A 25,728-nucleotide genomic window follows, 5' to 3' on the forward strand; every position below is an offset into this window, starting at 1 on the left:
GATGGGAGTATGAAAGGAGCCAGACCCGCAACATGAACGCGAACTACCAGAAGAAAGACCAGTTGAGACTGCGCAAATGGAAAATCGGAACCGCCCTCGTTTTAGCTGCCAGTGCATTCGGCGCCAACACGATTTTTGCCGAACCGAATGAGCCGCAAAACCTGGATCCGGTTTATCATATATATCACAACACCAGTTACCTCGGAGCCGTCTCGGACGATGCGCCGATCGACGAATTGATTGATCAAAAACTCAAAACAAGCTCAAGCGACTATGGCAATTTACGCCTTGCGCCGAGTGAAGAATTGAACATTGTAACTGAACAAGCCGTGGCATCGAGCTCGACAGACGACGAAGCCGTCATCAGCCAGCTGGACGAGCAATTGGAGGTTAAGGCGGAAGCATTCGCACTGCAAGTCGATGGGGAAGCGGCGGTTTATGTAAAAGACCGAAAAGCCTACGAAGAGACCGTCCAGCTCATGAAACAAACGGCCTTAACAGAAGAGGAGCTCGAGCAATTCGAACAACAGCAAGACGAAAACGAATTGCCTGAGCTAAAAGCGGGCGAATCGCGCATCACCGATATTTCTTTCTCGGAACCGATCAACGGCTTGTCTAAGCAAATCGCCCCGGAACAAGTGATGGAGCCAAAACAAGCCGCGAAGCACGTAACGGATGAGTTTGGTGTGGATGTGCTTGTCAATAAGGCCGAAAAAGCATTGAAGAAAATGCCGTACGAAACCGTTGAAAAAGACAGCAAAGATGTCTATATCGGCGAAACGGAAGTCGGCCAGAAAGGCAAGCGCGGCGAAAAAGCGGTGAGCTATGCTGTACGCGAAGTCAACGGCGAACGCGTCGGCCGTTCCGAAACACGGGAGAAAATCCTGAAAGAACCGGTCGACAAAATCATCCTCGAAGGCGAGAAGAAATTGCCGGGCGTTGGCACCGGCGAGTTCACGTGGCCGGCAGACGGCGGCTATGTGTCGAGCAAGAAAGGCCAGCGCTGGGGTCGCCCGCATAAAGGCATCGACATCGCACGTCCCGATACGCTCGATATCGTCTCGGCAGACCATGGGACAGTGACCAAAGCAGGCGCAGCCGGGACATTCGGCAACCGCGTCGTCGTCGACCATAAGAACGGCTATGAGACGATCTATGCGCACCTGTCGTCGATTGACGTCAAGGTGGGCGATAAAGTGTCCCCGCATACGAAACTCGGCGACATGGGCACGACAGGACGCTCTACAGGCATCCACCTGCATTTCGAGCTTTCCTACGACGGCCAGGACCGCGACCCGTTGGATTATGTGAAGAAATAAACTAGTAAAAAGCTGCCAGCGTGCTGGGAGCTTTTTTTTTTGCGTATTTCAGATAGATAGCTTGTGGGATAGTTTGAAATGGGTGATTAGAAAAGCTTCAGCTTTTCGACTGCGTTGCAGGGGCACGCTTTCCGGAGGGCTCGCATTGAGCCGCTTCGTCGCTACGCTCCTGCAGGGTCTCAATTGTCTCGCTGATCCTCCCGGAGTCGGCCCCTTCCACTCCGTCGTCAGTTTAGAGTGGAACATTATTTCTTCAGTTCATTCAACATTGAATGTAGAAATGCGGAAATGCTTCAGATTTTGCAGTATAAAACATCTTAACGGTGCTTAACCACCAGATCCACGAGTAAGATTTCGATTCAAGCATCACATCACCAGATACTATACCTCGGGAAGCGATTCCCCCGCTAGCCGGCAACTAGCTAAAGAAGCAGATCTATTTAAACGCACCCGAATCAATGAAATCACCAAGCCGCCAAGCGCCAAGGGTGAGCCGACGCCGTAAGACAAGTGTTCTTCTTGGCTTATGGCAAGAGGCCAACCCCAAGCAGGGCGGCGAATAATAAGAGGAAGAAAAAGCAGAATGCAGAAATAGTTCGACACACGAACTCCCGCTATCTTCTTGTGTGTTTTTCAAGAAGCGATTCCCCCACTAGCCGGTAACTGGGTAAAGAAGCAGATCTGCTTCAACGCACTCGACTTAACGAAATTTCTTAGCCGCCCAGCGTAAAGGGGTGAGCCGACGCCGTAAGACAGGTGCTCTTCCTGGCTTATGGCGAGAGGCCAACCTAGAGCAAGGCGGCGAAGTCCAATAAGATGCTTAATTAGCACACAGAAATATTTCTACACGAAATCCCTCGCTATCATCGCCAAGCTTTTACGCCTCTAGAAGCCGTGCGCCGCTGAGCCCCGCTGTGACCATCCAAAGGTGCGAAATGCTTGAAATAATGATAAAGTAAAGGATAGCAAAGAATGTCAAAATGGCTGTGTACATGTGGAACAAATGGGAAGCAGAGGGGGAGAAGATAGATGAATAAAACAATATTAGTTGTAGATGATGAGAAGCCGATTGCGGACATCCTGCAATTTAATTTGAAAAAAGAAGGCTTTAATGTGGTAGTGGCTTATGACGGCGATGAGGCGATCAAAGTGGCGGAAGAAATTCAGCCGGACTTGATGCTGCTCGACATCATGCTGCCAAACCGCGACGGCATGGAAGTATGCCGCGAAGTGCGCAAGAAATTCGATTTTCCGATCATCATGCTGACAGCGAAGGACTCAGAGATCGACAAAGTGTTGGGGCTTGAGCTCGGTGCGGATGATTATGTGACAAAACCGTTCTCGACGCGGGAATTGATTGCGCGCGTCAAAGCGAATCTGCGGCGCCAGAACGTGGTGCCGGCAGAAGAGGAAGGCGTGGGCTCGAACGATATCCAAGTCGGGTCGTTGACGATCCAGCCGGATGCGTATTTGGTGTTGAAGCGCGAAGAGACGATCGAATTGACGCATCGCGAGTTCGAGCTATTGCATTATTTGGCGAAACATATCGGGCAAGTGATGACGCGCGAGCATTTGCTGCAGACGGTATGGGGCTATGATTATTTCGGCGATGTGCGGACAGTGGACGTCACGATTCGCCGCTTGCGTGAAAAAATTGAAGACAATCCGAGTCACCCAGCGTGGATCGTGACGCGTCGCGGCGTCGGCTACTACCTGCGGAACCCTGAACAGGAGTAGTGTGAATGCTCAAAACCAGTTTTTTTAAGTCGATTCATGTGAAATTTGTATTGATCTATATTTTGCTGATCCTGCTGGCGATGCAGATCATCGGACTTTATTTCTCCGAGCAGCTCGAACAAACGCTGCGCGGGAATTTCGAGGATTCCATTGAAGACCGCATGGAAATCATTGAGTTCAGTGTGCGGGAAGAGATGATCCGCAACCGGACAGAAGAGGACCTGACCATCGAGCAGAGCCTCCGGTCGGTCCTTTCTAATTTTAATTCACAGGATATCAATGAAATCCGTGTCGTCGATAATCGTTACCGAATTTTGGCCACATCCTTGGGCGAAAACCAGTCGCTCGTCGGCCAGCGTTCGACAGATGACCAAATCCGCCGCTCCATCATCGGGGAAACGCTGCTCGAACAAACCTATGTAGATAGAAATCTGGAAGAGCGGGTGTGGGTGAGAACCTTGCCAATCACGGCGGTGGGGGGCGAAATGCTCGGCACGCTGTACGTTAAAGCGGAAGTCGAGAACGTCTATGACCAAATGGACACCATCAACTCGATTTTGGCAGGCGGTACCGCCATTGCCCTGGTCATCACAGCGGTGCTTGGCGTCTTGGTCGCCCAGACGATTTCGCGGCCGATTGCCGACATGCGCAGGCAAGCGCAGGCGATGGCGAAAGGCAATTTCTCGCGCAAAGTCCGGGTTTACAGTGAAGATGAAATCGGCCAGCTTGCCCGGGCGTTCAACCATTTGACGAACCGGCTGCAGGAATCCCAGCAGTCAACGGAAAGTGAGCGGCGAAAACTTGCTTCGGTGCTTGCCAATATGACGGATGGCGTACTTTCGACTGACCGCAGGGGGCGCATCATTCTCATCAACGAACCGGCTTTGCACTTATTGAATGTTTCACGTGAAACAGTCATCAACCGGCCGGTCACTACGGTGCTTGGCCTGGATGAATCCTATACATTCGAAGATTTGATCGATATGCGCGATGCGATCACGCTTGATATCAGTTCGCAGGATCAAGCAACGCTTCTGCGTACGACTTTCTCGGTCATCCAAAAAGAGACAGGTTTTGTCAACGGCTTGATCGCCGTCTTGCACGATAATACGGAGCAGGAGAAGATCGATATGGAGCGCCGCGAGTTTGTGGCGAACGTCTCGCATGAATTGCGGACACCGCTCACGACGATGCGCAGTTATTTGGAGGCGCTTGCCGACGGTGCATGGCAGGATCCGGATCTCGCGCCGAATTTCCTCAATGTCACGCAGACCGAAACCGAGCGGATGATCCGCCTCGTCAACGATTTGCTGAAATTGTCGAAAATGGATTCAAGCGAAGCGGACTTGAGCCGTGAAATGGTCGAATTCGGCGTGTTCTTCAACCGCATCATCGACCGTTTTGAAATGTCGAAATCCCAGAATGTGTCGTTCGAGCGCAAAGTGCCGAAAGCACAGTATTTTGTGGAAATCGACACCGATAAATTAACGCAAGTCATCGATAATATCATTTCCAATGCCTTGAAGTACTCTCCGGAAGGCGGCAAAATCCGCTTTTCGGTCCGCGAGAAAGAAGGGGAATTGCTCGTTTCGATCAGCGATGAAGGGATGGGCATCCCGAAAGAAAACGTCGACCGCATTTTCGACCGCTTCTACCGCGTTGACCGTGCGCGTTCGCGTGCAATGGGCGGAACGGGGCTTGGCCTGGCGATCTCGAAGGAAATGATCAATGCCCATGGCGGCAAAATCTGGGCAGAAAGCCAGTATGGCAAAGGGACTTCAATTTATTTCACCTTGCCGTATGAAATCGATGATGGAGGTGAATGGGATTGAAGTATTTGGAGCATGTAAAATCCGTTGCCCTGTTCATCCTGATTATGCTCAGCTTGGCGCTGACGTTCACCATTTGGACCTTCACGCCGTCGCTTGAGGAGATTGAAACGCCCACGCAAGTGGATGTGGCGATCGGTGACAATCGCAGTGCAGACGAAGTGGTGCGCCCAGTGAAAGTGCTGTATCATCACGAAGATGAAGTGACCGGCACTTTCTCCCAGAGCGACATTGAAGCGATGCTGGACACGATCCAGCGATGGGAAATTTCCGATGTCCAGCTGTTTGAAGAAGAAGCCGGGTCGGATGTACTCAAGCAGTATTTGCAAGAACCGGGCCGCACCGTGCTGTACTATCCAGGGGCGGTGCCGTTTCCTGTGTTTGACGTCATCATGGACATTACCGACAATAATTTGCCGGAATCGACCTTTAACCGTGTCGTTATCGAATGGGGCACAGAGGATAATCCCGACTCCGTCATTTACTTTATCAATACCGGTTCCGGCCGGATTTACGAAGCACAAGTATCAGACGCTGAGCTGATGGAATTCCGCGGCAATTATGTGCAGCCGTCACAAGAGTACGATCGTTACGTAACGGACCCCGGCATTGGCACTTTGCCGGTCTATGTGCCGGAAAATCCGTTTGAGAAGACCAGCTTTGACTATCTATTGGATGAAACCTCGGCTTCGACCTTTGCGGACGCCATCATGGACAGCCCGACCACAGAGTTTGTGGGGGATTTGCAGAGCGAGGAGTTTACGGATGACTCGGGTGCCATCATGCGTAAATCGGATAGCCAGAAAAGCATCAATTACGTGCAGCCAAAAGCCGAAACTTCCGACCCCGCGATTCCGTCTGATCTTGTGTTCAACTCGATCAACTTTGTCAATGAACATGGCGGCTGGACCGAACAATACGTCTATTTCGGCATGAAATCGGTCAACCAGCAGATTAGCTATCAATTGTTCTTCGACGGCTCGCCGGTCTTCAGCAATACGACGGCCGTGAGCCTGGACATTGAATGGGGCATCAGTGAAGGCGTCGAGCAGGCGTTCCGCTATAGCCGTCCGACCTATTTGTACGATTCGGTCGCAGAAACCCGCACCATCGAAATGGCGTCTGGCGAAGCGGTCCTGGAAGCTTTATCACGCCTTGATATGGACCTTTTGACGATTGAGGCCGTGACGATCGGCTATGAGCTGACACGCAGCGAAGACAATCAATTGATCACGTTCCACCCCGCTTGGTATTATAAAGCAAATGGCAAATGGACACGGCTATCTGACGAATCAGTAGGAGGCGTGAAGCTTGGATTGGAGTAAAACAAAAACCATTTTCATCGTTGTCTTTTCGATCCTCAATGTTTTCCTGTATTCGCTTTATATCGATCGCTATACGGAAGCAGAACAAATCCAGCCGCTTCCCGAATCGACCATCGATGAGAAGCTGAGAGGCGACAATATCACGTATTCGGCATTGCCGGATTCGTCCGAGGACAAGCCTTATGTACGCGGCGAATCGAAATCGTTCGCTGAAACCGAAGTGGACATTGACGGCATCGTCAATGTCCTCGAAGACCGGTTGCTGCAAATCACTTACGATGAGCCGATCGATCTCGACGGCGATAAAGAGGAAGCGCTGCTGGCATTCATTGAAGAGGAAGTGCCGGAAAGCTCGGAATACAAGCTTTGGAAAATCGATGAAGACCAGAACCAAGCGGTATTTTTCCAGCAGATGGCAGGCGTTCCGCTATTCCATAGCAATGGCGGCCAATTGACTGTATTCTGGGACGAAAACGATGCCGTGATCGGCTTCGAGCAAACTTTATTCGACAACATCATCGAAAATGAAGAACGAAAGAAATTGATCACGCCGCTAGAAGCGATTCACACTTTGTACCAGAAGAGTTTATTGAAGACGAACAGCCGCATCGTGGAAGCCGAACTTGGTTATTCGACGCATGTACAAGTGTCGGAGAATCGCCAGATGTTCGTGCCGACCTGGCGCATCCGCGTCCAGGATTCCGAAGGTGAGGAAAAAGACCATTATGTCAATGCCATCAAGGACGGTGTCATTGAATTGAACAAACAGAACGAGGAAACAGCAGAGTAAGGAGTTTTAACTATGCGCTTCAGTGTATTGGCCAGCGGTTCGACTGGCAATGCCATCTATATAGAAAACGACGAGCATGCGTTTTTAGTGGACGCGGGGCTCAGCGGCAAGAAATTGGAGTCATTGTTCGCCTCCATCGGCCGCGATATGGGCAAGCTCGACGGCATTCTTGTCACCCATGAGCATAGCGATCACATTAAAGGGCTCGGCATTGCGGCCCGCCGGCATAAGGTGCCGATCTACGCTAACGCCAAAACCTGGACGGCGATGGACGGGCTGGTCGGGGAAATCCCGGTCGAACAGCGTTTCCATTTCGATATGGAGACGACGAAATCGTTTGGCGGCCTCGACATCGAGTCGTTCGGCGTGTCGCATGATGCGGCGGACCCGATGTTTTACGTGTTTCACGAGAACGGCCGGAAGCTCGCGCTGATCACCGATACGGGCTATGTCAGCGACCGCATGAAAGGCATCATCGGCGCATCCGACGCGTATGTGTTCGAGAGCAATCACGACATCGGCATGCTGCAGATGGGCCGCTATCCGTGGTCGGTCAAACGGCGCATCCTGAGCGACGTCGGGCACGTGTCGAATGAAGACGCGGCGGTGGCGATGTCGGAAGTGCTGGCAGAGAAGCCGACGCGCATCTACTTGTCGCATTTGAGCAAAGATAACAATATGAAAGACCTCGCGCGCATGAGCGTCGAGCAGACACTGCAGACAAAAGGCATCATCGTTGGCGATTACGTCGATTTGTTCGATACCTCGCCGACCGAGGCGACGCCTTTGGTTGTGGTGTGAATAGATGTAAGAGGAGAGACTGTTCTGGAAGTCATGAAGATGACTACTAGGACAGTTTTTTTCTTTTTAGAGTCGCTTGATGCTCATTGTGGCGGACGCTTTCGGGCCCACAGGATGTGGGTCATGCAGCTGGCGCGACAGGACGTCGCGGTGCCAGCTGCCGGGGGCTCGCATTGAGCCGCTTCGTCGCTATCGCTCCTGCAGGGTCTCAATTGTCTCGCTGATCCTCCCGGAGTCGCCACTTTCACTCCCATCAGCTAGTGTGGAATGAATATGGAGAGCGCAGCAACAGTTGCAGGAGTGTATCACCTAACTGCGTTGCGCCAAATCACTCAGTTAAAAAGTGTACAAAGTAAGTTGGGCAATGACTTCCTGATGGGTTTAAGCAGGGAGGATTGCTTGCATTTTAGCGGGTACATCTTATGATAAAAAGAGAGGCATAAGAGAGGATGGAGGCTATGGGTTATTACAATCAAACGCCGAATGGCAGGCAGCCGAAGCCGAGCCGTGCAGGCAGTTTCTTTGCGGGGGTGTTCGGCGTGATGGTCGGGGCGCTGTTGATGTGGCTGTTGTTTTCACAAGCGCCAGGTTTATTGCCAGGGACCGAGTCGTCGGATTCCGGCACCCAGATCCAGCAGCAAAACCGTGAGCAGCAAGGCGCATCGCTAGATATCACGACCGATGTGACGAAAGCAGTCGACGAGGCATCCGATGCGGTGGTCGGCGTGTCGAATCTCCAGACGGGCGGGGATTTCTTCTCGCAAAGCCAGGAACAGGCAGTCGGCACAGGTTCCGGCGTCATTTATAAAAGCGAAGGCGACACCGCATATGTCGTGACGAACCATCATGTTGTGGACGGTGCGAGCGGCATCGAAGTGACATTATCCGACGGCACGAAAGTCGAAGCGCAAGTAGTTGGCAGCGATATTTGGACCGATCTGGCTGTTCTTGAAATGAGCAGCGACAAAGTGCAGGACGTTGTGGAACTGGGCGATTCGGATGCGTTGAAACGCGGCGAAGCGGTCATTGCAATCGGCAATCCGCTCGGCCTTGAATTTTCGGGTTCTGTGACGAGCGGCGTCGTTTCCGGTACTGACCGGGCGGTTCCGGTTGATTTGGATGGCGACGGTACACAAGACTGGCAAGCGGAAGTCCTGCAGACCGATGCGGCGATCAATCCCGGAAACAGCGGCGGTGCGCTTGTCAATTTGGCAGGGCAATTGATTGGCATCAATTCGATGAAAATCGCTACTTCGCAAGTCGAGGGCATCGGCTTCTCGATTCCGATCAACTCGGCGCTGCCGGTCATTAATCAGCTGGAAGCAACCGGTGAAATGGTGCGGCCGGCGATGGGCATTACGTTGGCCGACCTTGCGCAGGTTCCAAGTTCTTATAGACAAGATACGTTGAATCTGCCGGAAGACATCACAGCGGGTGTAGTAGTGAGTTCCGTTGTCGAAGGCTCAGCCGCAGATGAAGCGGGCATGCGTCAATACGATGTCATCGTCGAAATGGATGGAGATGCGGTTGGAGACATTATTGATTTGCGTAAGCATCTTTATAACGAGAAACAGATTGGCGACCAACTCGAAGTTAAGGCTTACCGCAATGGTGAGCTGCTCGAATTCGAACTTGAATTAAACGACAATTCCACATTCTAAGCAAAAACAGCTTCAAGATTCAGGACAATAACCTTGAATTTTGAAGCTGTTTTTTTATGCTATTTGCCAAATAAAAACAATAAAATCTAGAATATTATACACTTCGAAGCCCGAATTTTTAGTTGGAAAAGGGCAATTGTTCGTGAAAATGGCATGTGGATAACTTTTTTGTTAAAAATCGATTGTTAACAATCCACAGGCAATAAAAGCTTCGCTATCCGTAGTGTTTTATATCTGTTAAAATGAATTGTGGATAAAAGGGAACGAAATGTGCATAACTGTGTGGAATATTCGGAAATCGAAAGGAGTCATAAAAATGGAGCTATATTGCTGTCAAACGCACGTGGGACAAGGACTTGATGAATTTGTTGCAAGAACGGAAAGTTATCCTATACTGACTGAATTATCAGATAGCGAAAAGTTATCCACAAAGTGCAACTACTGTGAAGAGCAGGCATTGTATCTTGTGGCAGGAAAATAAAATTCTACAAGATGTAGAAATGCCTGTGGATATGTGCATAAACTCTGTGGGCAACTTGTTTGTAAATTTCGTGTAAAGGGGGATAAGTTGTGAACATTTCCATTGTGACCGTCGGAAAACTGAAAGAGAAATACTTGAAAGCGGGCATTGCAGAATATGCAAAACGTTTAGGGGCTTATGCAAAAATCACGGAAGTGGAAGTCGCGGACGAAAAAGCGCCGGAGCAATTGAGCGAAGCAGATATGGAAATCGTCAAAAAGAAAGAAGGCGAGCGCATACTCGCCAAAATCCCGCAAGACGCCTACGTCATCGCCCTCGCGATCGATGGCAAGATGAAGACGTCCGAGCAGCTCGCCAAAGACATGGAATCGCTCATGACTTACGGCCGCAGCAAAGTCGTCTTCGTCATCGGCGGCTCGCTCGGCTTGCATGATGAAGTGTTGAAGCGCGCGGATGAGAAATTGTCGTTTTCCAAGATGACCTTTCCGCATCAATTGATGAAGTTGATCTTGCTGGAGCAGGTGTACCGGGCTTTCCGGATTATGAAGGGTGAACCGTATCATAAGTAAGTGAGGTTTATGCTAGTAAATAAACTCTAACTAATACATGAGTTGTCCAAATGCCAAAGAGAATCCAGTTGTTAAAACGAATTCCAATGCTTTCTTTACACCGATAAATCAATTTACTTCAGTTAGTGAAACTAGCTAAAGGAAGCAGGTTTTGATCATTTGGATATGCTGAACATTGGGCTAGATTCTGTTATTATAGTCGGGTACATCGATGGAAAGCTTACTTTGCTTATGAGGATAGCCTAATCAATGAAGCAATTGGACCGATTTACTTTTTTTCAAATATTTATAATGATAAAGAATGGATTTTTATTTGGAAGTATCTCTTAAGGCGTTTTTATCACTCGGGTTAAGAGAGCTTGAAGTATAGAAGGTGGGACTGAAATTAATGAAAAAAATTGGATTTGACTCGGAGAAATATTTGCAGGAACAATCAGCTTACATCCTGGAGCGGGTGCAGCAGTATGATAAACTTTACTTGGAATTTGGCGGAAAATTGATAGGCGACAAACATGCCAAGCGCGTCCTGCCTGGATTTGATGAAGATGCCAAAATCAAACTATTGCATACACTGAAAGAAAAGGCGGAAATCATCATCTGTGTGTACGCTGGAGACATTGAACGAAACAAAGTCCGGGAAGATTACGGCATCACTTATGACCAAGATGTCCTGCGCTTAATTGACGAATACCGGGCATATGGCATTTCTGTTAACAGTGTCTTGATCACCCGTTACCAGGGGCAGCCAACAGTCAAAGTATTTATGACAAAGCTTGAGAGAAGCGGAATTAGCGTCTGTATTCACCGCGAAATCGAAGGTTATCCGACAAACGTGGAGGCGGTCCTCGGGGAAGAAGGATTTGCGACGAATCCTTATATTAAAACGACAAAGCCAATCGTGGTAGTAACGGGCCCTGGCCCGGGCAGCGGAAAGCTTGCCACCTGCCTTAACCAAATGTACCACGAGAACAAACTGGGAAATGAAGTCGGTTATGCCAAGTTTGAGACTTTTCCAGTTTGGAACTTGCCGCTAAAGCACCCAGTAAACATCGCTTATGAAGCGGCTACCGTCGATTTAAAAGACGTAAACATGATTGATAATTATCATTATGAAGCGTATGAGAAAGTAGCGGTCAATTACAATCGTGATATTGAGACATTTCCTGTCATCAAACGGATTATTGAAAGGATTACCGGCAAAGAGTCTGTTTACAGCTCGCCGACTGATATGGGGGTTAATCGCCTGAAATCGGGCATCACGGATGATAGCGTTGTCCAGGAAGCTGCCAAGCAGGAAATCATTCGGCGTAGTTTCGTCGTAGAGAACGATTATAAAAAAGGGCTTGCCGATGAAGACAGTGTACGCCACATGCAAGTGATTCTGGAAGAGACCGGTTTAAAGAAAGAGGATCGGGCACCTGTATTGCCGGCGCGTAATTATGCGAAAGAAGTCCAAGCGCAAATTGACAGCACGAATTTACAAGCCGTCATTGCGATAGAATTGCCGAATGGCGAGATGATCACCGGTCGAACGACAACTTTGATGGATGCTTCGGCAGCCGCGATTCTGAATGGGTTGAAGAAATTGACCAATATTTCCGATGAAATTGATTTGTTGTCGCCGGTGATTTTACAAACGATTCAACGCTTGAAAACCGATGACTTGAATAGCCGCGTCCCGACATTAAGCGCCAATGAAGTGCTCATTGCACTGGCAATCAGTGCGGTCACCAATCCTACTTCAGAGCTGGCTTATAAGCAATTGCCACATTTAAAAGACACCCAAGCTCATTCTACGGTTATATTGAATAGAGAAAACGAACAGACCTTTAAGAAGCTTGGAATCGACATCACCAATGATTCGGTATATCCAACTGAGAACCTATATTACAATTAGATTTTAGAAAACACCTGTCTTTTTCTCCTGCCATAGAAGCCTGAGGCGGATGTATTTTCCTTTACAGCGTTTACTGAAAAGGTTCATTCTTCTTTTAATGAGAAGAATGAACCTTTTTACTGTATTGAATCAATCGAGCGCTACTTGTGAAAGACTGTAAAAAAACAACTTTACTTCACCCGACGGGAAAATAAAGCTCTCTACAGTAAAGGGTTAATCTAATCCTATCTTGTTTCCTAAGTCAATTTATTTTAACGAGTACCCGCCATCTACAACGATTTCCGCCCCATTTATATAAGATGCTTTGTCTGAAGCCAAGAACAACACCACTTCTGCGATCTCGCTTGGTTTCCCGTAACTTCCTCTAGGATGCCCCTGTGATTGTTTATCGTAGTTCTCTTTTCCGCCATATGCTTTGATGGCCAGGTCGGTTTCTGTCGGGCCTGGGGAGATGCAATTGACTCTGATTCCTTGGTTCGCAAAGCGCAGTGCCGTGCTTTGGGTCATCGCGACGACCGCCGCTTTGGTCCCGCTATAAGCCGGCAGCATCGGATTGACTTTATCGTTTCCGAGAATCGCGGCATTATTGATTACGACGCCATGTTTTTGCTTGCCCATCACGGCCAACGCGTATTTCATGTAGAGGAAAATGGCCGTTTGATTGACGGCAATCAATTGATTCCAGTCATCCAGCTTTACGCGAGACAAGGGCCCCATTCCGATAGACAAAACACCGGCATTGTTGAAGAGAATATCGATAGGATGCCCATCAGTTTCAAGTGCTTTGAAAAAGCTTTCGATCTCTTCTGGATTTTCATTATGGACTTCGTAGAAATGAGCTTTCCCGTCGCATTCGCTCTCTACTTGAGCGGCTTTGTCGCGGTCTCTTCCCGTAAAATGAACGGTCGCCCCTTCCTTGCAAAAGAAACGAACCGCTTCCTTGCCAATTCCATCCGTTCCACCATTCACAACCACTACTTTGTTTTCGAACATCATCTGATCTCCTCCAAACGTCATAGTAAAGTCAGAAAGAATTTGTACTCAGTATATAGCATTCGGATCGCAGTAGGAAATTTCATTAAAAGTATTCAGAGAAAAAGGTCTCAGCAGCGCATTGTTAGAATATAACAGAAGGAAGAATCCGATCAGTGGACGAATGTTGTCGATTGAACACCGGTTAAATGGTGAATATCGGCATGCACGTGAGGAGGAGCGCATGAAATGAAGAAAGACGATAGAATGCAAGCTGTATTTGAGTCGGAAAGGTGTTACATCAGGCCTTTTATTGAAAGTGATTTGGACGCTTTTATTACATACCGCAATAACCCGGAGTGGATGGAATTTCAATATTTTAAAGGCTTGGCTCGAGAAGAATATGAAGAAATTTTGTTAAGAGAGCCATCTGTGGAAAATGGTGCCCAATTTGCGATCATCCGTAAAGCCGATGGGGCCCTTATCGGGGATGTGTTTGTTAAAAAAGAAGCAGAAACTTGTTGGATCGGCTATACCATCAACCCCGTTTTTAAAAGGCAAGGCTATGCTTATGAAACGATTAGAGCCATGATTCACTGGATTCAACAGGGATATCCCGGGCTCAAAATTAAAGCCGGGACATCTCCTGAAAACCTGGCTTCCATTCAGTTGCTTAAAAAGCTGCAGTTTACCCCTGCGGGAACGGAAGACGGCGAACTTGTTTTTCAATATGTGTAATAAATTTTTTTAGGTCTATCATAGAGAGCGCAGCGAATTAAACGTGTGGGGGAACTAAACGATGAAAAAATTGGTTGTAATTTTATTCTTTATATTAATAATAGGGGCAGTGGCTGGATATGCATTTTCACAAACGAATTTATTTGGCGTCACCACCAACAGCAGTTCCGACGCCTCGTTGGTACAGGATCAGATCGTAAAGATTGCGGAACTGGCATCGCTTGAGTATGAGTATAGCAATGTCATAGTCAGTGAAACCGATAAGAATATTTCCTTGCCTGGGGTGTCGGATATTAAATTTGCAGAAGCGATCAGATTGATTGAATACGATGGGTATATAAAAGCGGGGTCCAAAGCCTCGGAAATTGAAACTTCATACGACGACAGCACAAAGCAATTGGTCGTCAGAGTACCGAAAGCAGAGATACTTGAGAATGTGGCGGACACTGAAAATATGGAAATAAGAGACATCAAAGATGAGTTGTTCTCGGATTATCCTTCCCAAAAAATTGTAGAGGATATAAACCTTGAAAAAGAAAAGCTTGAAAAAGAAAAAATCGAGCAAGGATTCTTGGAAGAAGCAGACAACAACACAGAAGAAATCTTATCTGCACTTCTTGAAACTCCTGCATACAACGAAGTAATCATCGAATTTTATTAATACATATAACCGACAAGCCATCAAAGTCCCTGACTTTGATGGCTTGTTGTATGGACTGATTCTTGAGTAAACAATAGAGACACTCGCTATCATTTCACTCAACGCCCCGACTAGCGTAAACTTAAAACCAACAGATGAGAAAGGGTGGTTTTGTGGGATGGCCAGATTGCCGATAATGATCGATACAGACCCGGGGATTGACGATGCGATGATGCTTACCTTGGTATTCGCGCATGAGGAAGTCTTTGATGCGCGCTTGGTGACGACGTGTTCGGGGAATATTTCGCAGGACAAGACGAATTACAATGCACGAACGTTCCTCAGTTATATTGGGGCACAGGTGGAAGTGGCGCGCGGTTTGGAGCAGCCAATGTTCCGCGAACTCGAGATGGCGGAAGAGATCCACGGGGAGAGCGGGTTTGGCAATGTTGAGTTTCCGGAACCGACTTTGCCGGTGAGTGAACGGCCGGCTATTGCCGCGATGCGGGAGACTTTGCTTTTGAGCAAGGAGAAAATGACCTTGGTCGCAACTGGCCCTTTGACGAATGTGGCGGCGTTATTGTTGGCGCATCCGGAAGTAAAACCGAAAATCGAGCGCATTTCGTGGATGGGCGGAGCGGCAGTCGGCGGCAATATGTCGCCGTCCGCTGAGTTCAATGCCTATGTCGACCCGCACGCGGTGGAAATCGTCTTCCGCTCGGGCGTTCCGGTCGTCATGAGCGGCTTGGATGTGACGCATAAAGCATTCGTGACGCTGGAGGAAGCCAAGGGCATTTTGGCTATCGGCACGGAATTTGCGGAAAAAGCGTATGGCCTCGTTACGCATTATTTGGACGTCATCAAGAGAACGCCTTTTCACGAGGAGAATTACGACCAAGTGCTGCATTTTCACGACGTCTGCGCGGTTATGTATTTATTGAAACCGGACTTGTTCGAAGGGCAGGACTGCTTTGTGGAAGCATCACTCGAAGGCATCACGGCCGGGGCGACGGTAGTGGATTTCACCAACCGGACAGGGGAAAAGCCGAATGTGCATGTGTTGCACAGTGTAAATCGGGAAGCGTTCGTTGCGGAATTCGTGAAAGCCGTAAAAGTCATTTCGGACCGCGTGGAATCTCGTTGATTCGATAGCTCGACAACTCATAAGAAAGCAAGGTGAAGCGTGATGAAAATCATCGTATTCGGGGCGACAGGCGGCGTGGGCCGATCGGTCGTCGAGCAAGCGTTGGAACAAGGCTATGAAGTGACGGCGTTTGTGCGGACGCCGGACAAACTGAAAGTAACAGGCGATAAACTAACGGTGGTGCAAGGAGATGCGTTCCACGTGGAACAAGTGGCCGCAGCGATTGCCGGCCATGATGCGGTCGTTTCGTGTTTGGGCTCGAATCAAGGCATGAACAAATCGACCGACCTGCAAGAGATGGTGAAAAATATTGTAGCGGGCATGCAACAGCATGGCGTCAAGCGTATCGTTTACACCGCCTCTGCCGGAATCGACAAGGAATTGCCTGGCATCAGCGGGAAGTTGATGATGGGCGTGTTGAAGAATGCACTCATTGACCACCGTGCCGCTGTCGATGCCATTCAACAAGCGGGGCTGACCTATACGATCGTCCGGCCGATGGGCTTGACCAATGACTCCTTTAGCGGACAGTACCGTGAGTCTGAAGAAAGCGTACCGGCTAAGTCGAAGACCATCCCACGTGCGGACGTGGCGCATTTTATCTTGAAAGCGCTGGGAGATGCAGCGTACGAAAACAAGTCGATCGGGATTGCGACGTGAATCATCTACAAGCCAAGCAGCTGCATTCTTCATGCAGCTGCTTTTTTGGTTCATTCCCCCGATTTTCTTTAAGGCGGAATTGGCTTATAGTAGAAACATCTGTTTATAAGAACTTTTCCGCAGCAAAGAATGAGGTGCATCATGGCGTTTTTATCGCGTTTTAAATTGAGTACGATTATTATCCTGTTTGTGCTATTGGTGGTGTTGGTGTCGCTCGTGATCACCAATTTGCTGGTGGCCGATACATCAGGCGACCGGATTGAGCAGCAGTTGGAAGATAAAGCCGTCAGCATTTCCCGGACCGCCGCAGAGTCAGAAGTCATTCACGAAGGCTTGGAGAGGGGAGCGGCGGAAGCGAACATCCAGGATTATGCGCTGGCCGTGCAACAAGCCGCCGATGTGTTGTTTGTCGTCGTCATGGACATGGACGGCATTCGCAAATCGCATCCGGATCCGGACAATATCGGCAAGGCGTTTGCAGGGGGCGATGAAAGCCGTGTGCTAGCAGGCGAGGAATACACGTCGCGTGCGGAAGGGACGCTCGGGCAATCGGTGCGTGCGTTCACGCCGGTGTTTGATGGGGACGATCATCAAATCGGCGCAGTCGCGGTCGGCATTTCGTTGGAAGAAGTAGAAGCAGCGGTCGGGCAAAATCGCGAGACGCTTTGGATCGGTTCGCTGATTGGCTTATTGTTCGGCACTATCGGCGCATTGGTTTTGGCGCGTTATATTAAAAAGAGCCTGTTCGGGCTGGAACCTCCCGAAATCGCACGCATCCACGAAGAACGCAACCAAATGCTGCATTCCGTTTACGAAGGCGTTATCGCGATCGACCAACACTCACGCATTATGCTCGCCAACCGATCCGCGCGAGAGCTGTTCGAAAAAGCGGGATTCACGAGCCGTGAGCCGCTCGGCAAGGAGGTCCATGACTTTTTGCCGGGCCTTGTGACGAGCCGTGTGCTGGTTGAAAAACGCACCGTGTTGGATGAAGAGCAGGAGCTCAATGGCCTGTCGATCCTGTCGAACCAAGTGCCTTTATTGGTAAATGACCAAGTGATTGGTGCGATGGTGACATTCCGGGACAAGACAGAAATCGATTTGCTTGCCGAACAGCTGACCGGCGTTGAGATGTATGCGGAAACGTTGCGGGCGCAGTCGCATGAATTCATGAATCAGCTGCATGTCTTGCTCGGCTTGATTAAAATGGAGCAATACGAGCAAGTGTCGCAGTTTATCGCGAAGTTGGTCGACCACCAGGCCGTAGAAGTCGGCAATGTGACGCGCTCGATCAAGGATCCGGTGCTGGCAGGCTTTATTCTCGGGAAAATCAGTTTCGCGAGGGAAGCGCAAGTGAACCTTGCGATCAGCTGCGCGACCGATATCCCAAAACCGGACGATCCCGCGGTCACGCATGAGCTGATCACCATCATCGGCAATGTGGTCGACAATGCGATCGATAACGTCCAAGCGGCTGAACACAAGCGGGTGCGCGCCGAATTTTCCTATATCGATGAATTGCTGACGATCACGATCAGCGATACAGGAACGGGCATCGACGAGGAATTGCAGGAAACAATATTTGAAAAAGGCGTCTCCAGCAAAGAAGGCTACCACCGTGGATTTGGATTGCATTTGGTGAAAAACAGCGTAGATAAACTCGAAGGTTCGATTGAAGTGGCTTCCGGGAAAAATGAAGGCACGACCTTCGAGTTGGTGATGCCATATGAAGCGAGGGGTGAAATGGATGATTAAAGTAATGATAGTAGAAGATGACCCGATGGTGTCTGCGTTGAACCGGCAATTCGTCGGGCGGATGGACGGCTTTGAGGTAATCGGCGCCGCCGAAAATGCCCAGCAGGCCATCGCGATACTCGCGGAGTCGGACATCGATTTGGTGTTGCTCGACATCCACATGCCCGGGCTGACCGGTATCGAATTTTTGCAGATGCTCCGTGAACAACGGCAGGACCTCGACGTCATTTTAATCACGGCGGCCTCTGAAATTCAGCAAATCCAGCACGCCTTGAGGCTCGGGGCTTCCGATTATTTGATCAAGCCGTTCGAGTTCAGCCGTTTCCAGGAAGCGCTGCTGCAATACCAAAGCAATTTCCATAAACTGCACGCTAATAAACAAATCAGCCAGCAGGAAATCGACAGCCTGCTCGGCAGAAAACAGCCAGCCACTTCTATATCAGCGAAGGTGCAATCATTGCCGAAAGGGCTGACGAAAGCAACGCTGCAGACTATCCAGCAAGTGATCCTGGCGAACGAAGCCGCGGTGTTTTCGACAGATGAACTGGCGCAGTCAGCCCGAATTTCCAGGGTCTCCGTCCGGAAATACTTGAAATTCCTCAGCGCCATCGGCTATTTGCAGGAAGATTTGACCTACGGTGTCGGCCGGCCCATCTATCAATACCGCATGGTGCCGGAAAACGCACGTCGTCTCGATCCTTATCTTTGATGGTTAAGACGAAGCTTCGGAAAACACGATTTCCTCTAAAAAAAGCAGCCAATGCGGCTGCTTTTTTTAATTACAATAACACCAATACTTTCATAAGCTAGAAGTTGTCTGAAATTTGTCTAAAATATGAAATATATTGAAAGCGCTTACCTGAATAGCGCCAAGTTCAAGAAAATGAGGTGTCCAACGATGAAGGAAACAAATAAGATCCCGCCGCAGCTGCCGGCGAGAAGTTTGAAAGACAAATTCACGATTTTCAATTTGCCGATTCTGTGGTTCGGGGTTTTCGCGGCCATTGCGATTTATGCGATGTATACCGAAAACTTGCCGGCCGGCATGATCGGCGCCTTGCTCATTACCATGGTGCTCGGTGAATTATTGGGCTGGTTCGGCAATCACATGCCGATTGTCCGCACATTCCTCGGTGGCGGCGCGATTGTTGCTATTTTCGGATCTGCTTATATGGTCTATAGTGGTCTTATGCCCGAAAGTACAACGGCGGGGATTACGGAATTCATGAAAGACGGCGATTTCCTCAACTTCTATATTGCGGCTTTGATTACCGGCAGTATTTTGGGCATGGAATCGAAGATTTTGGTAAAAGCGGGCGTCCGTTATGCCTTGCCATTGCTCGCTGCGGTGGGAGGAGCGGTTGGCCTGGCAGCGTTGGTCGGCATGGTATTGGGCTTCAGCGTCCAGGAAGCGGTGCTTGTCATCGCCATGCCAATTATGGGCGGCGGCATGGGCGCAGGCGCTGTGCCGATGTCTCAAGTCTATTCGGAGATGCTTGGCAATGAACCTGGGTATTATTTATCGATACTCGTCCCAGCCTTGGCGCTCGGGAATGTCTTCGCCATCATCTTGGCGAGTGTCTTGAACATGATCGGCAATAAATACCCGAGTTTGACGGGGAATGGCCAGTTGATCCGTAATTTCCATTACGAGAAAAAAGAAACACCCAGCTACGATTTAGCGAAAATGGGCATCGGCGTCTTGGCTGCTGTATCGTTTTATATTTTGGGGAATCTATTGGGAGATTTTATCCCGCTTCATCCGTACGCCATCATGATCATTTTGGTGGCAGCGCTCAAAGTGGCGAATGTCATGCCGGAGATCATCGTAGAAGGCGCAAGCCAGTGGTATGAGTTCGTGGCGCGCAATTGGACCAACGCGTTGCTAGTAGGCATTGGGGTCGCGTATACGGATTTGGAAGCCGTACTGAATGCCTTGAGCATCGAATACGTCCTCATTGTTTTGGCTGTCGTGGTGGGTGCGGTCATCGGCTCAGGCGTGGTCGGGAAGTTCATGGGCTTCTACCCGATCGAAGCGGCGATCACAGCCGGTTTGTGTATGGCGAATATGGGCGGAACCGGCGATGTCGCGGTGCTGTCTGCGGCAAGAAGAATGGAATTGATGCCATTTGCGCAAATTTCGTCGCGTCTCGGCGGCGCTTTGATCTTGTTATTGGCCAGTATATTTATCCCATTTTTCATTTGATAAATTAAACTTGAGTAGGGAAGAAACCCTCTATGTTACTGATAACGCATAAAAAAACCGTAGCTTTCCGAAGCTACTATAAAAGTTTTTATAATCTTGAGGGAGGGGAGAAATCCTTTCCCTCTTTCTGATGGAGAGTGAACGCCGTGATTGTCAGTGAAATCATTAATGTTATTTTACCGGTCTTTATCTTGCTTGGTATCGGCTTTTTCGTCGGCCGGTTCATGGACATCCAGACGAAGCCGGTGTCGGATTTGTGCATCTACGTGTTCAGCCCAGCATTGTTTTTCCATTCCGTCACGACGTCTTCGTTGGACCTGGGGGATTTAGGGAGAATTGTGCTGTTTGCAGTGTTGTTGTTTGCCCTGTTTGCGGTGCTGATCAGGCTGCTAGGTGTGGTTTTCGGATGGGATCTTTCATATCAGAATACAATGATGCTTGCGAGCGCGTTTCCGAATACCGGGAACTACGGCTTGCCGATCGTGTTGTTTGCCTTTGGGAACGAAGGGATGGCGATCGCCATTATTTTTGTCGTCATGCAATCCTTGCTGATGAATTCGGCTGGCATTTTTTATGCCTCGAACCATGCCGATGTGTCGAAGAAGGCGATTTTCATTACCATCATCCGCATGCCTGGGTTTATTGCCATCACGATCGGGCTGATTCTAAAAATAGCGGGCATTGGGGTTCCTGAAGCGCTCGGCAATGCGACGGGCTTGCTTGGGCAGGCAGCGGTACCGGTGCTGTTGACGCTGCTCGGGATCACCTTGGCATCGATCCGGATCAAGACGGTGCTGAAATTTATCGGGACGGCGGCCGTGCTGAAATTGATCGCGTTTCCGGCGATCGCGTTCGTGCTATTGGCCTGGCTGTATCCGGCAGGGTCGCTGGAAGCAAAAGTGCTGCTCATTTCTGCGGCGACTCCTGCAGCTGCCACGACAACGCTCCTCGCCATGAAATTCAACATGAATCCCGATATGGTATCGAGCGCGATGTTCGTCAGCACCTTGGCAAGCATCATTACCATTCCGGCCTTGCTGTTGCTCCTTTAAACCGCTAAGCGTTTGAAAAATAAATAAGGAGTCGTCCCTAAGCTAATTAGGGGCGACTCCTTTTTTTATGCATGGAATTATTGAACGGCTTCATCCAACTCCACCGTCACTTCCTGCAATCCTTCCTTGTCCAATGTCGCAAAATACACACGGCGCTCATCGAGGAACACGCCGGTGGTTCCGGAAGTTCCCCAGTCGATGTCCAAGGAATCGGAAGAATTCAGCTGGAGCTCGTCATCTGAAATTTGAACAGTGAAATAGTCAGCGGGCAATTGGGGAAAGACCAGCGTATTCCCCTGGACGGCGGGAGCTGCTTCCCGGACAAGGTCCGGAGAATCGATTTGGTCAAGAACTTCCCCGTCTTTTGAAAGCAATAATAAGGTGCCGCCTTCACTTGTCTGGGCAGCGACGACATATTGACTGGCCTCTGGCACATACGTGGCGTTGTATACATAAAACTCCACTTGCGGCAGAAGTTCATCTGGTTCGACAGCCAATTCATTTGCTTCAGGGTCATAGATGGCGAACTGAAGGACAGCTTTGCTTGCGTCGTCATTGAATTGCTGCCAAACAAGCAGCGCATTGTCATCGGACGCGGCAACCATCGGCCAGCTGTCACGGTCATCTCTTTGCGATAGTTCTATTTCATGCAATACTTCGCCTTCATTTGAAACGGTTGAGACGACGACATCCTTGCCGGAACCGAGGTCGTTGACGCCGCCTCCGTTAACCCAGCCATGGGACCAAAAAAGGATGTGGTGCTCATTGGTCGAGGCCGCATGCCCGGAATGCCCACCATCAAGCAAGGTGGCTTCATGCAATAACTGCCAATTGTCATCGTAGAGCTTATAGCGCTGGGAGACGTTATTGGTTGAATCATAGCCATCCTCGTAGGTGATGATGCTGGTTTCAACGGTTGAACTGGCACTGACCGGCTCCTGTGCTTCTGGATTGGACACGAGTGTATCCACGTGGTTTTCGCCGATTTCTTTTATATAAATATCATGAGTCCAGCCATCTTTGCGCTGTTCATAACTTTTTTCAGACCACAGCACTGAGTTTCCGATGATGGAAACGCCATGTGCATATTTTCTTGTATCCTCAGTTGGCTGAGATTGCTGCGATGAGCAGCTCGCCAGTAGAACGGTGGCGAACATTGGAAGCCATTTTTTCATTATCATTCCGCCTTCTTAGACTTTTTTCGATGTGGCGGGGGAAGCGGTTGGTTGACTTAGTTCCAGTGGGCCAGATAGGGGGCATCTCTACTAAAGCATGTTGCTGAGTTGGCAGGAGTTAATAATTCGGAAGATCCCGTGAAATAAATTCAGTGAACAAAAAGGAAAGCTCCTCCATCGAAAGGAGCTTTCTTGGAAAGCAATAATCCTGCAGGGACTAAATGCAAAGTTTAGTTTTTTTCAAGGTAGGGAAGCAGTACGTCTTCAAAAGTGGTCTGGTTGACGATGACCCGGTTGATCCAATAATTATCATCATCGGGCCGAATGACTTGAGGGGCCAAGATATGGCCGGCTTCAAGGCCTTGTTCTTTTAAAATTCGGGCCACGGGTTCACTAGTATCACCATAAGGGTAGGCAAAACTTTTCACCGTCACATCGAGTTCCGACTCGATCGTTTCGATGCTCTTTTTCAGGTCTTCCCGAAATGCGTCCGCTTGCTCTGGAATTAAAAAGACAGGCGTGTCACCTTCGAAGCGATGCATATCAAACGTATGGGAGCCGAAATCAGCCAATCCGCTGTCTCTCATTTCCCGCAGTTGATCCCATGTGGCCATTTCCAAGTTGCTGAAGTCTTCATTGCCGACTTGCCCGGCAATGACAAACATGGTGAATGGCACGTTTGCTTCTTTCAATATCGGAAAAGCGTTGTCGTACACCGAGACGTCAATATCATCAAATGAAATCCACACACATTTCTCCGGGAAATCACCATCTGCTTTCGCTTTCAATAGCTGTTCTTCATTCAGGAAATTGGCACCCGCGTCAACCAAGGCATCAATTTGTGCTTCAAATTCACTTTTCAACACGCTGTATTGCACGAGTTCGTTAGTTTGGAGCACGCTGCGCGCCGATTTGACGAATAAGTCGTCATCTTGGACACGGTGATAATTCAATCCGAGACAGCCATTTTCAATCAGTTTTTCCGGGAAAGACATGGCGGGCTTGTTTGCTGAGAACGCTTCGACGAACAGCTCTTTCCTCGATAAGAAAAATAGGCTAATTAATGCGATAATGGTCGTCCAGATAAAGATCTTTTTGATCAATGCTCTCACCTCCAAGAGGGACAATCGGGTTCGTTTCAAAAACGGCATAGTCCTCGCTTTGCAATTTTTCGATCGCTTCTATTTCCATCAACCCCAACGATTGGAGTTCTGCATTGCTTGTCGGAGAGGGATAGCGCCGCCTTCTTAATGGGCCGAACCTCTTTTTATTGTAGACGTGATTGAGATACAGCAAGGCGTAAAAGAGCAGTAAAACGGCAAGGGCTGTCGCAATGAACAGGCGGATGTCTTGGTTGATCATATTGAATGAAGAATTCATGACCCTCGTGAGGATATTGTTGAAACCGAAAGTGGCCGAGAAGATAAATGCCACTACCAACACACTGTAAAGCCAGCAAAGCATGGAAAAGATGAAATCGACGCTGGCGTAGAGCCAGGAGCGTTTGACGACAATCAGGAAACTTTCTTCTTCATACCGCGGTCTGGGCTGTTCCATACAGCGTAACCTCCTTTTAGTCGTGATGAGATCGTTTTCGGGATGGCTGCGATGACGACGGCTGTATTGATCATCCAATAAAGCGCGGGGTACCAGGCAGCCCAGAAATAGTATTTCAATTTCCGGTTGTAGCGGGAGTCAATGGACAGCGCGATGAACAATTGAATGAGGCTGATGAACACCAGCGCAAAAGAGCTGAATGTAAACCAGAACAGCATTTCCTGCAGCGTAGTAGCCGTAAACAATAACAACAGCGTAATGGACAGCCAGCAGAATGCCCACAGGATGCTGAACCATTGTTCGAGATAAACGAGCCAGATTCTGCGCTGTTTCCAATTGAACAATACGCGCCAGTGGCGAAGGAGGACTTCCTGCCCGCCTTGCGCCCAGCGGACCCGCTGTTTCCAAATGCCCGATACCGTTTCCGGCACGAGCATCCAGCAAAGGGCGCGGGGTTCATAGCGGATGTCCCAGAAACGCTTCTGGAGTTTCCAGCTGACCGCGATGTCTTCGGTGATCATGTCGCGGTCCCATAAACCGACATCAACTAGCGCTTTTTTCCGGTAAGCGACGACCACGCCGGAAACGGTCATGACTTTCCCAAGCAGCCGTTGCGTCCGCTTGATCGCCCCGATGATTGAAGCGTATTCGACTAGCTGCATCCGGCTAAGCAAGTTATTGCGGTTGCGGATCGTGGGATTGCCGGTTACAGCGCCGACCCGTTCGCCTTGTTTGAAGAATTGATGGATCAAATAATAAGGGGCGGTATCGGCCAGCAAGGCATCCGAATCGACACAAATGAGGTATTCCGATCTGGAAGCGAACAAGCCGACTTGCAAGGCGTTCGCCTTGCCGCGGTTTTCATGCAGCTGGATGGCCCGGACGTCCCCGTATTGCTCCGACAATCTTCTGAGGATCTCGCCCGTCCCGTCTTTCGAACCGTCATTAATCAAAATGATTTCTTTTTTTGGATAAGACAGTCCGGTAAGGTTGCGGACTGTTTCTTCTATGGTTTCTTCTTCGTTATAGCAAGGAACCAGTATGCTGACCATGGGCCAATCAAATCCCTCGAAGTCCACCGGATCGCTTTTCAATTCCTTCGTCCGCAGAAAGAGGATAGAACCGGCTATCCAAAAAAGCGCCATTGCGAAAGGATACACAAAAACATAGCCTGTGATGAAGCTATAAGGGCCAGAAAAAAGCTGGGAAAATTCCATTGATACGCCTCCTAATGAAAATTCTAATTTTCTAGAATCTTAAAACAATTTAGAGGTGAGTATAAACCTAATGGTAATAAAGTGTCAATAAGATTTGAATAAAATTAATTATTAATTTACAAATAGGTATATAAGCATCCTTAAAATAGAATAAAATAGATATTTGATAATTTTAATCATATTATTGTTAATTAAGTATAAGC

Annotated in this window: 23 protein-coding genes; 18 read left to right on the forward strand and 5 right to left on the reverse strand. The window is 49.0% G+C overall.

The window, feature by feature from the left end; genetic code table 11:
• Nucleotides 1–32: 32 nt before the first annotated feature.
• The 10 genes from AB9R92_RS09010 to AB9R92_RS09055 all read left to right on the forward strand — a co-directional run bounded on the left by AB9R92_RS09010 (nt 33) and on the right by AB9R92_RS09055 (nt 12,409).
• Nucleotides 33–1,319: a M23 family metallopeptidase gene (locus AB9R92_RS09010; RefSeq protein ID WP_370669126.1), complete on the forward strand. Its 1,287-nt coding sequence runs from the start codon at nt 33–35 to the stop codon at nt 1,317–1,319.
• 1,029 nt (nt 1,320–2,348) lie between these two features.
• Nucleotides 2,349–3,056: a response regulator YycF gene (gene yycF / locus AB9R92_RS09015; protein ID WP_058382289.1), complete on the forward strand. Its 708-nt coding sequence runs from the start codon at nt 2,349–2,351 to the stop codon at nt 3,054–3,056.
• A gap of 5 nt (nt 3,057–3,061) precedes the next feature.
• Entirely contained in the window at nt 3,062–4,888 is a 1,827-nt protein-coding gene (walK, locus tag AB9R92_RS09020; RefSeq protein ID WP_370669127.1) for a cell wall metabolism sensor histidine kinase WalK, read from the forward strand.
• Entirely contained in the window at nt 4,879–6,210 is a 1,332-nt protein-coding gene (locus AB9R92_RS09025) for a YycH family regulatory protein (protein WP_370669128.1), read from the forward strand. The genes walK and AB9R92_RS09025 overlap by 10 nt, the downstream gene beginning before the upstream one ends.
• On the forward strand, nt 6,197–7,000 hold the full coding sequence (locus AB9R92_RS09030) for a two-component system regulatory protein YycI (RefSeq protein ID WP_370669129.1): 804 nt from the start codon (nt 6,197–6,199) through the stop codon (nt 6,998–7,000). Before AB9R92_RS09025 ends, AB9R92_RS09030 begins: the two co-directional genes overlap by 14 nt.
• Nucleotides 7,001–7,012: 12 nt before the next feature.
• Nucleotides 7,013–7,801 carry an MBL fold metallo-hydrolase gene (locus tag AB9R92_RS09035; RefSeq protein WP_370669130.1) on the forward strand — a complete coding sequence of 263 codons (789 nt, stop codon included), beginning with the start codon at nt 7,013–7,015 and terminating at the stop codon, nt 7,799–7,801.
• A 458-nt stretch (nt 7,802–8,259) separates the two neighbouring features.
• Nucleotides 8,260–9,462 (forward strand): S1C family serine protease, encoded by a 1,203-nt coding sequence (locus AB9R92_RS09040; protein WP_370669131.1) that lies wholly within the window; start codon nt 8,260–8,262, stop codon nt 9,460–9,462.
• A 316-nt stretch (nt 9,463–9,778) separates the two neighbouring features.
• The gene (locus AB9R92_RS09045) at nt 9,779–9,943 is read left to right on the forward strand and encodes a CxxH/CxxC protein (protein WP_370669132.1); all 165 of its coding nucleotides are present in this window, start codon (nt 9,779–9,781) and stop codon (nt 9,941–9,943) included.
• An 89-nt stretch (nt 9,944–10,032) separates the two neighbouring features.
• A complete protein-coding gene (gene rlmH / locus AB9R92_RS09050) occupies nt 10,033–10,512 on the forward strand; it encodes a 23S rRNA (pseudouridine(1915)-N(3))-methyltransferase RlmH (protein WP_370669133.1) in 480 nt (159 codons plus the stop codon).
• A 388-nt stretch (nt 10,513–10,900) separates the two neighbouring features.
• Nucleotides 10,901–12,409: a DUF1846 domain-containing protein gene (locus AB9R92_RS09055; protein WP_370669134.1), complete on the forward strand. Its 1,509-nt coding sequence runs from the start codon at nt 10,901–10,903 to the stop codon at nt 12,407–12,409.
• A 246-nt stretch (nt 12,410–12,655) separates the two neighbouring features.
• Here AB9R92_RS09055 and AB9R92_RS09060 read toward each other — a convergent pair whose 3' ends face one another.
• Nucleotides 12,656–13,405 (reverse strand): SDR family NAD(P)-dependent oxidoreductase, encoded by a 750-nt coding sequence (locus tag AB9R92_RS09060; RefSeq protein WP_370669135.1) that lies wholly within the window; start codon nt 13,403–13,405, stop codon nt 12,656–12,658.
• Nucleotides 13,406–13,630: 225 nt separating this feature from the next.
• Here AB9R92_RS09060 and AB9R92_RS09065 point away from each other — a divergent pair, with 225 nt between their 5' ends.
• From AB9R92_RS09065 to AB9R92_RS09100, 8 genes are all read left to right on the forward strand, one after another.
• The gene (locus tag AB9R92_RS09065) at nt 13,631–14,119 is read left to right on the forward strand and encodes a GNAT family N-acetyltransferase (protein ID WP_370669136.1); all 489 of its coding nucleotides are present in this window, start codon (nt 13,631–13,633) and stop codon (nt 14,117–14,119) included.
• Between the two features lie 61 nt (nt 14,120–14,180).
• The gene (locus AB9R92_RS09070) at nt 14,181–14,780 is read left to right on the forward strand and encodes a DUF4230 domain-containing protein (protein ID WP_370669137.1); all 600 of its coding nucleotides are present in this window, start codon (nt 14,181–14,183) and stop codon (nt 14,778–14,780) included.
• 157 nt (nt 14,781–14,937) lie between these two features.
• The gene (locus AB9R92_RS09075) at nt 14,938–15,903 is read left to right on the forward strand and encodes a nucleoside hydrolase (RefSeq protein ID WP_370669138.1); all 966 of its coding nucleotides are present in this window, start codon (nt 14,938–14,940) and stop codon (nt 15,901–15,903) included.
• 42 nt (nt 15,904–15,945) lie between these two features.
• Nucleotides 15,946–16,563, forward strand: a complete 618-nt coding sequence (locus tag AB9R92_RS09080; RefSeq protein ID WP_370669139.1) for an NAD(P)-dependent oxidoreductase — start codon at nt 15,946–15,948, stop codon at nt 16,561–16,563.
• 141 nt (nt 16,564–16,704) lie between these two features.
• Nucleotides 16,705–18,318 carry a DcuS/MalK family sensor histidine kinase gene (gene dcuS, locus AB9R92_RS09085; RefSeq protein ID WP_370669140.1) on the forward strand — a complete coding sequence of 538 codons (1,614 nt, stop codon included), beginning with the start codon at nt 16,705–16,707 and terminating at the stop codon, nt 18,316–18,318.
• Nucleotides 18,311–19,027, forward strand: a complete 717-nt coding sequence (locus AB9R92_RS09090; protein ID WP_370669141.1) for a response regulator — start codon at nt 18,311–18,313, stop codon at nt 19,025–19,027. The genes dcuS and AB9R92_RS09090 overlap by 8 nt, the downstream gene beginning before the upstream one ends.
• A gap of 189 nt (nt 19,028–19,216) precedes the next feature.
• On the forward strand, nt 19,217–20,524 hold the full coding sequence (locus tag AB9R92_RS09095; protein ID WP_370669142.1) for a 2-hydroxycarboxylate transporter family protein: 1,308 nt from the start codon (nt 19,217–19,219) through the stop codon (nt 20,522–20,524).
• Between the two features lie 146 nt (nt 20,525–20,670).
• On the forward strand, nt 20,671–21,576 hold the full coding sequence (locus tag AB9R92_RS09100; RefSeq protein ID WP_370669143.1) for an AEC family transporter: 906 nt from the start codon (nt 20,671–20,673) through the stop codon (nt 21,574–21,576).
• Between the two features lie 77 nt (nt 21,577–21,653).
• Here AB9R92_RS09100 and AB9R92_RS09105 read toward each other — a convergent pair whose 3' ends face one another.
• The 4 genes from AB9R92_RS09105 to pgaC all read right to left on the reverse strand — a co-directional run bounded on the left by AB9R92_RS09105 (nt 21,654) and on the right by pgaC (nt 25,525).
• On the reverse strand, nt 21,654–22,751 hold the full coding sequence (locus AB9R92_RS09105; protein WP_370669144.1) for a hypothetical protein: 1,098 nt from the start codon (nt 22,749–22,751) through the stop codon (nt 21,654–21,656).
• 230 nt (nt 22,752–22,981) lie between these two features.
• Nucleotides 22,982–23,854, reverse strand: a complete 873-nt coding sequence (locus tag AB9R92_RS09110) for a polysaccharide deacetylase family protein (protein WP_370669145.1) — start codon at nt 23,852–23,854, stop codon at nt 22,982–22,984.
• Complete coding sequence (locus AB9R92_RS09115; RefSeq protein ID WP_370669146.1) at nt 23,808–24,308, reverse strand: hypothetical protein; 501 nt, start codon at nt 24,306–24,308, stop codon at nt 23,808–23,810. Before AB9R92_RS09115 ends, AB9R92_RS09110 begins: the two co-directional genes overlap by 47 nt.
• Nucleotides 24,266–25,525 carry a poly-beta-1,6-N-acetyl-D-glucosamine synthase gene (gene pgaC, locus AB9R92_RS09120; RefSeq protein WP_370669147.1) on the reverse strand — a complete coding sequence of 420 codons (1,260 nt, stop codon included), beginning with the start codon at nt 25,523–25,525 and terminating at the stop codon, nt 24,266–24,268. Before pgaC ends, AB9R92_RS09115 begins: the two co-directional genes overlap by 43 nt.
• Nucleotides 25,526–25,728: the final 203 nt, after the last annotated feature.

Source organism: Planococcus sp. SSTMD024 (genome assembly GCF_041320495.1).
Classification (GTDB): Bacteria; Bacillota; Bacilli; order Bacillales_A; family Planococcaceae; genus Planococcus.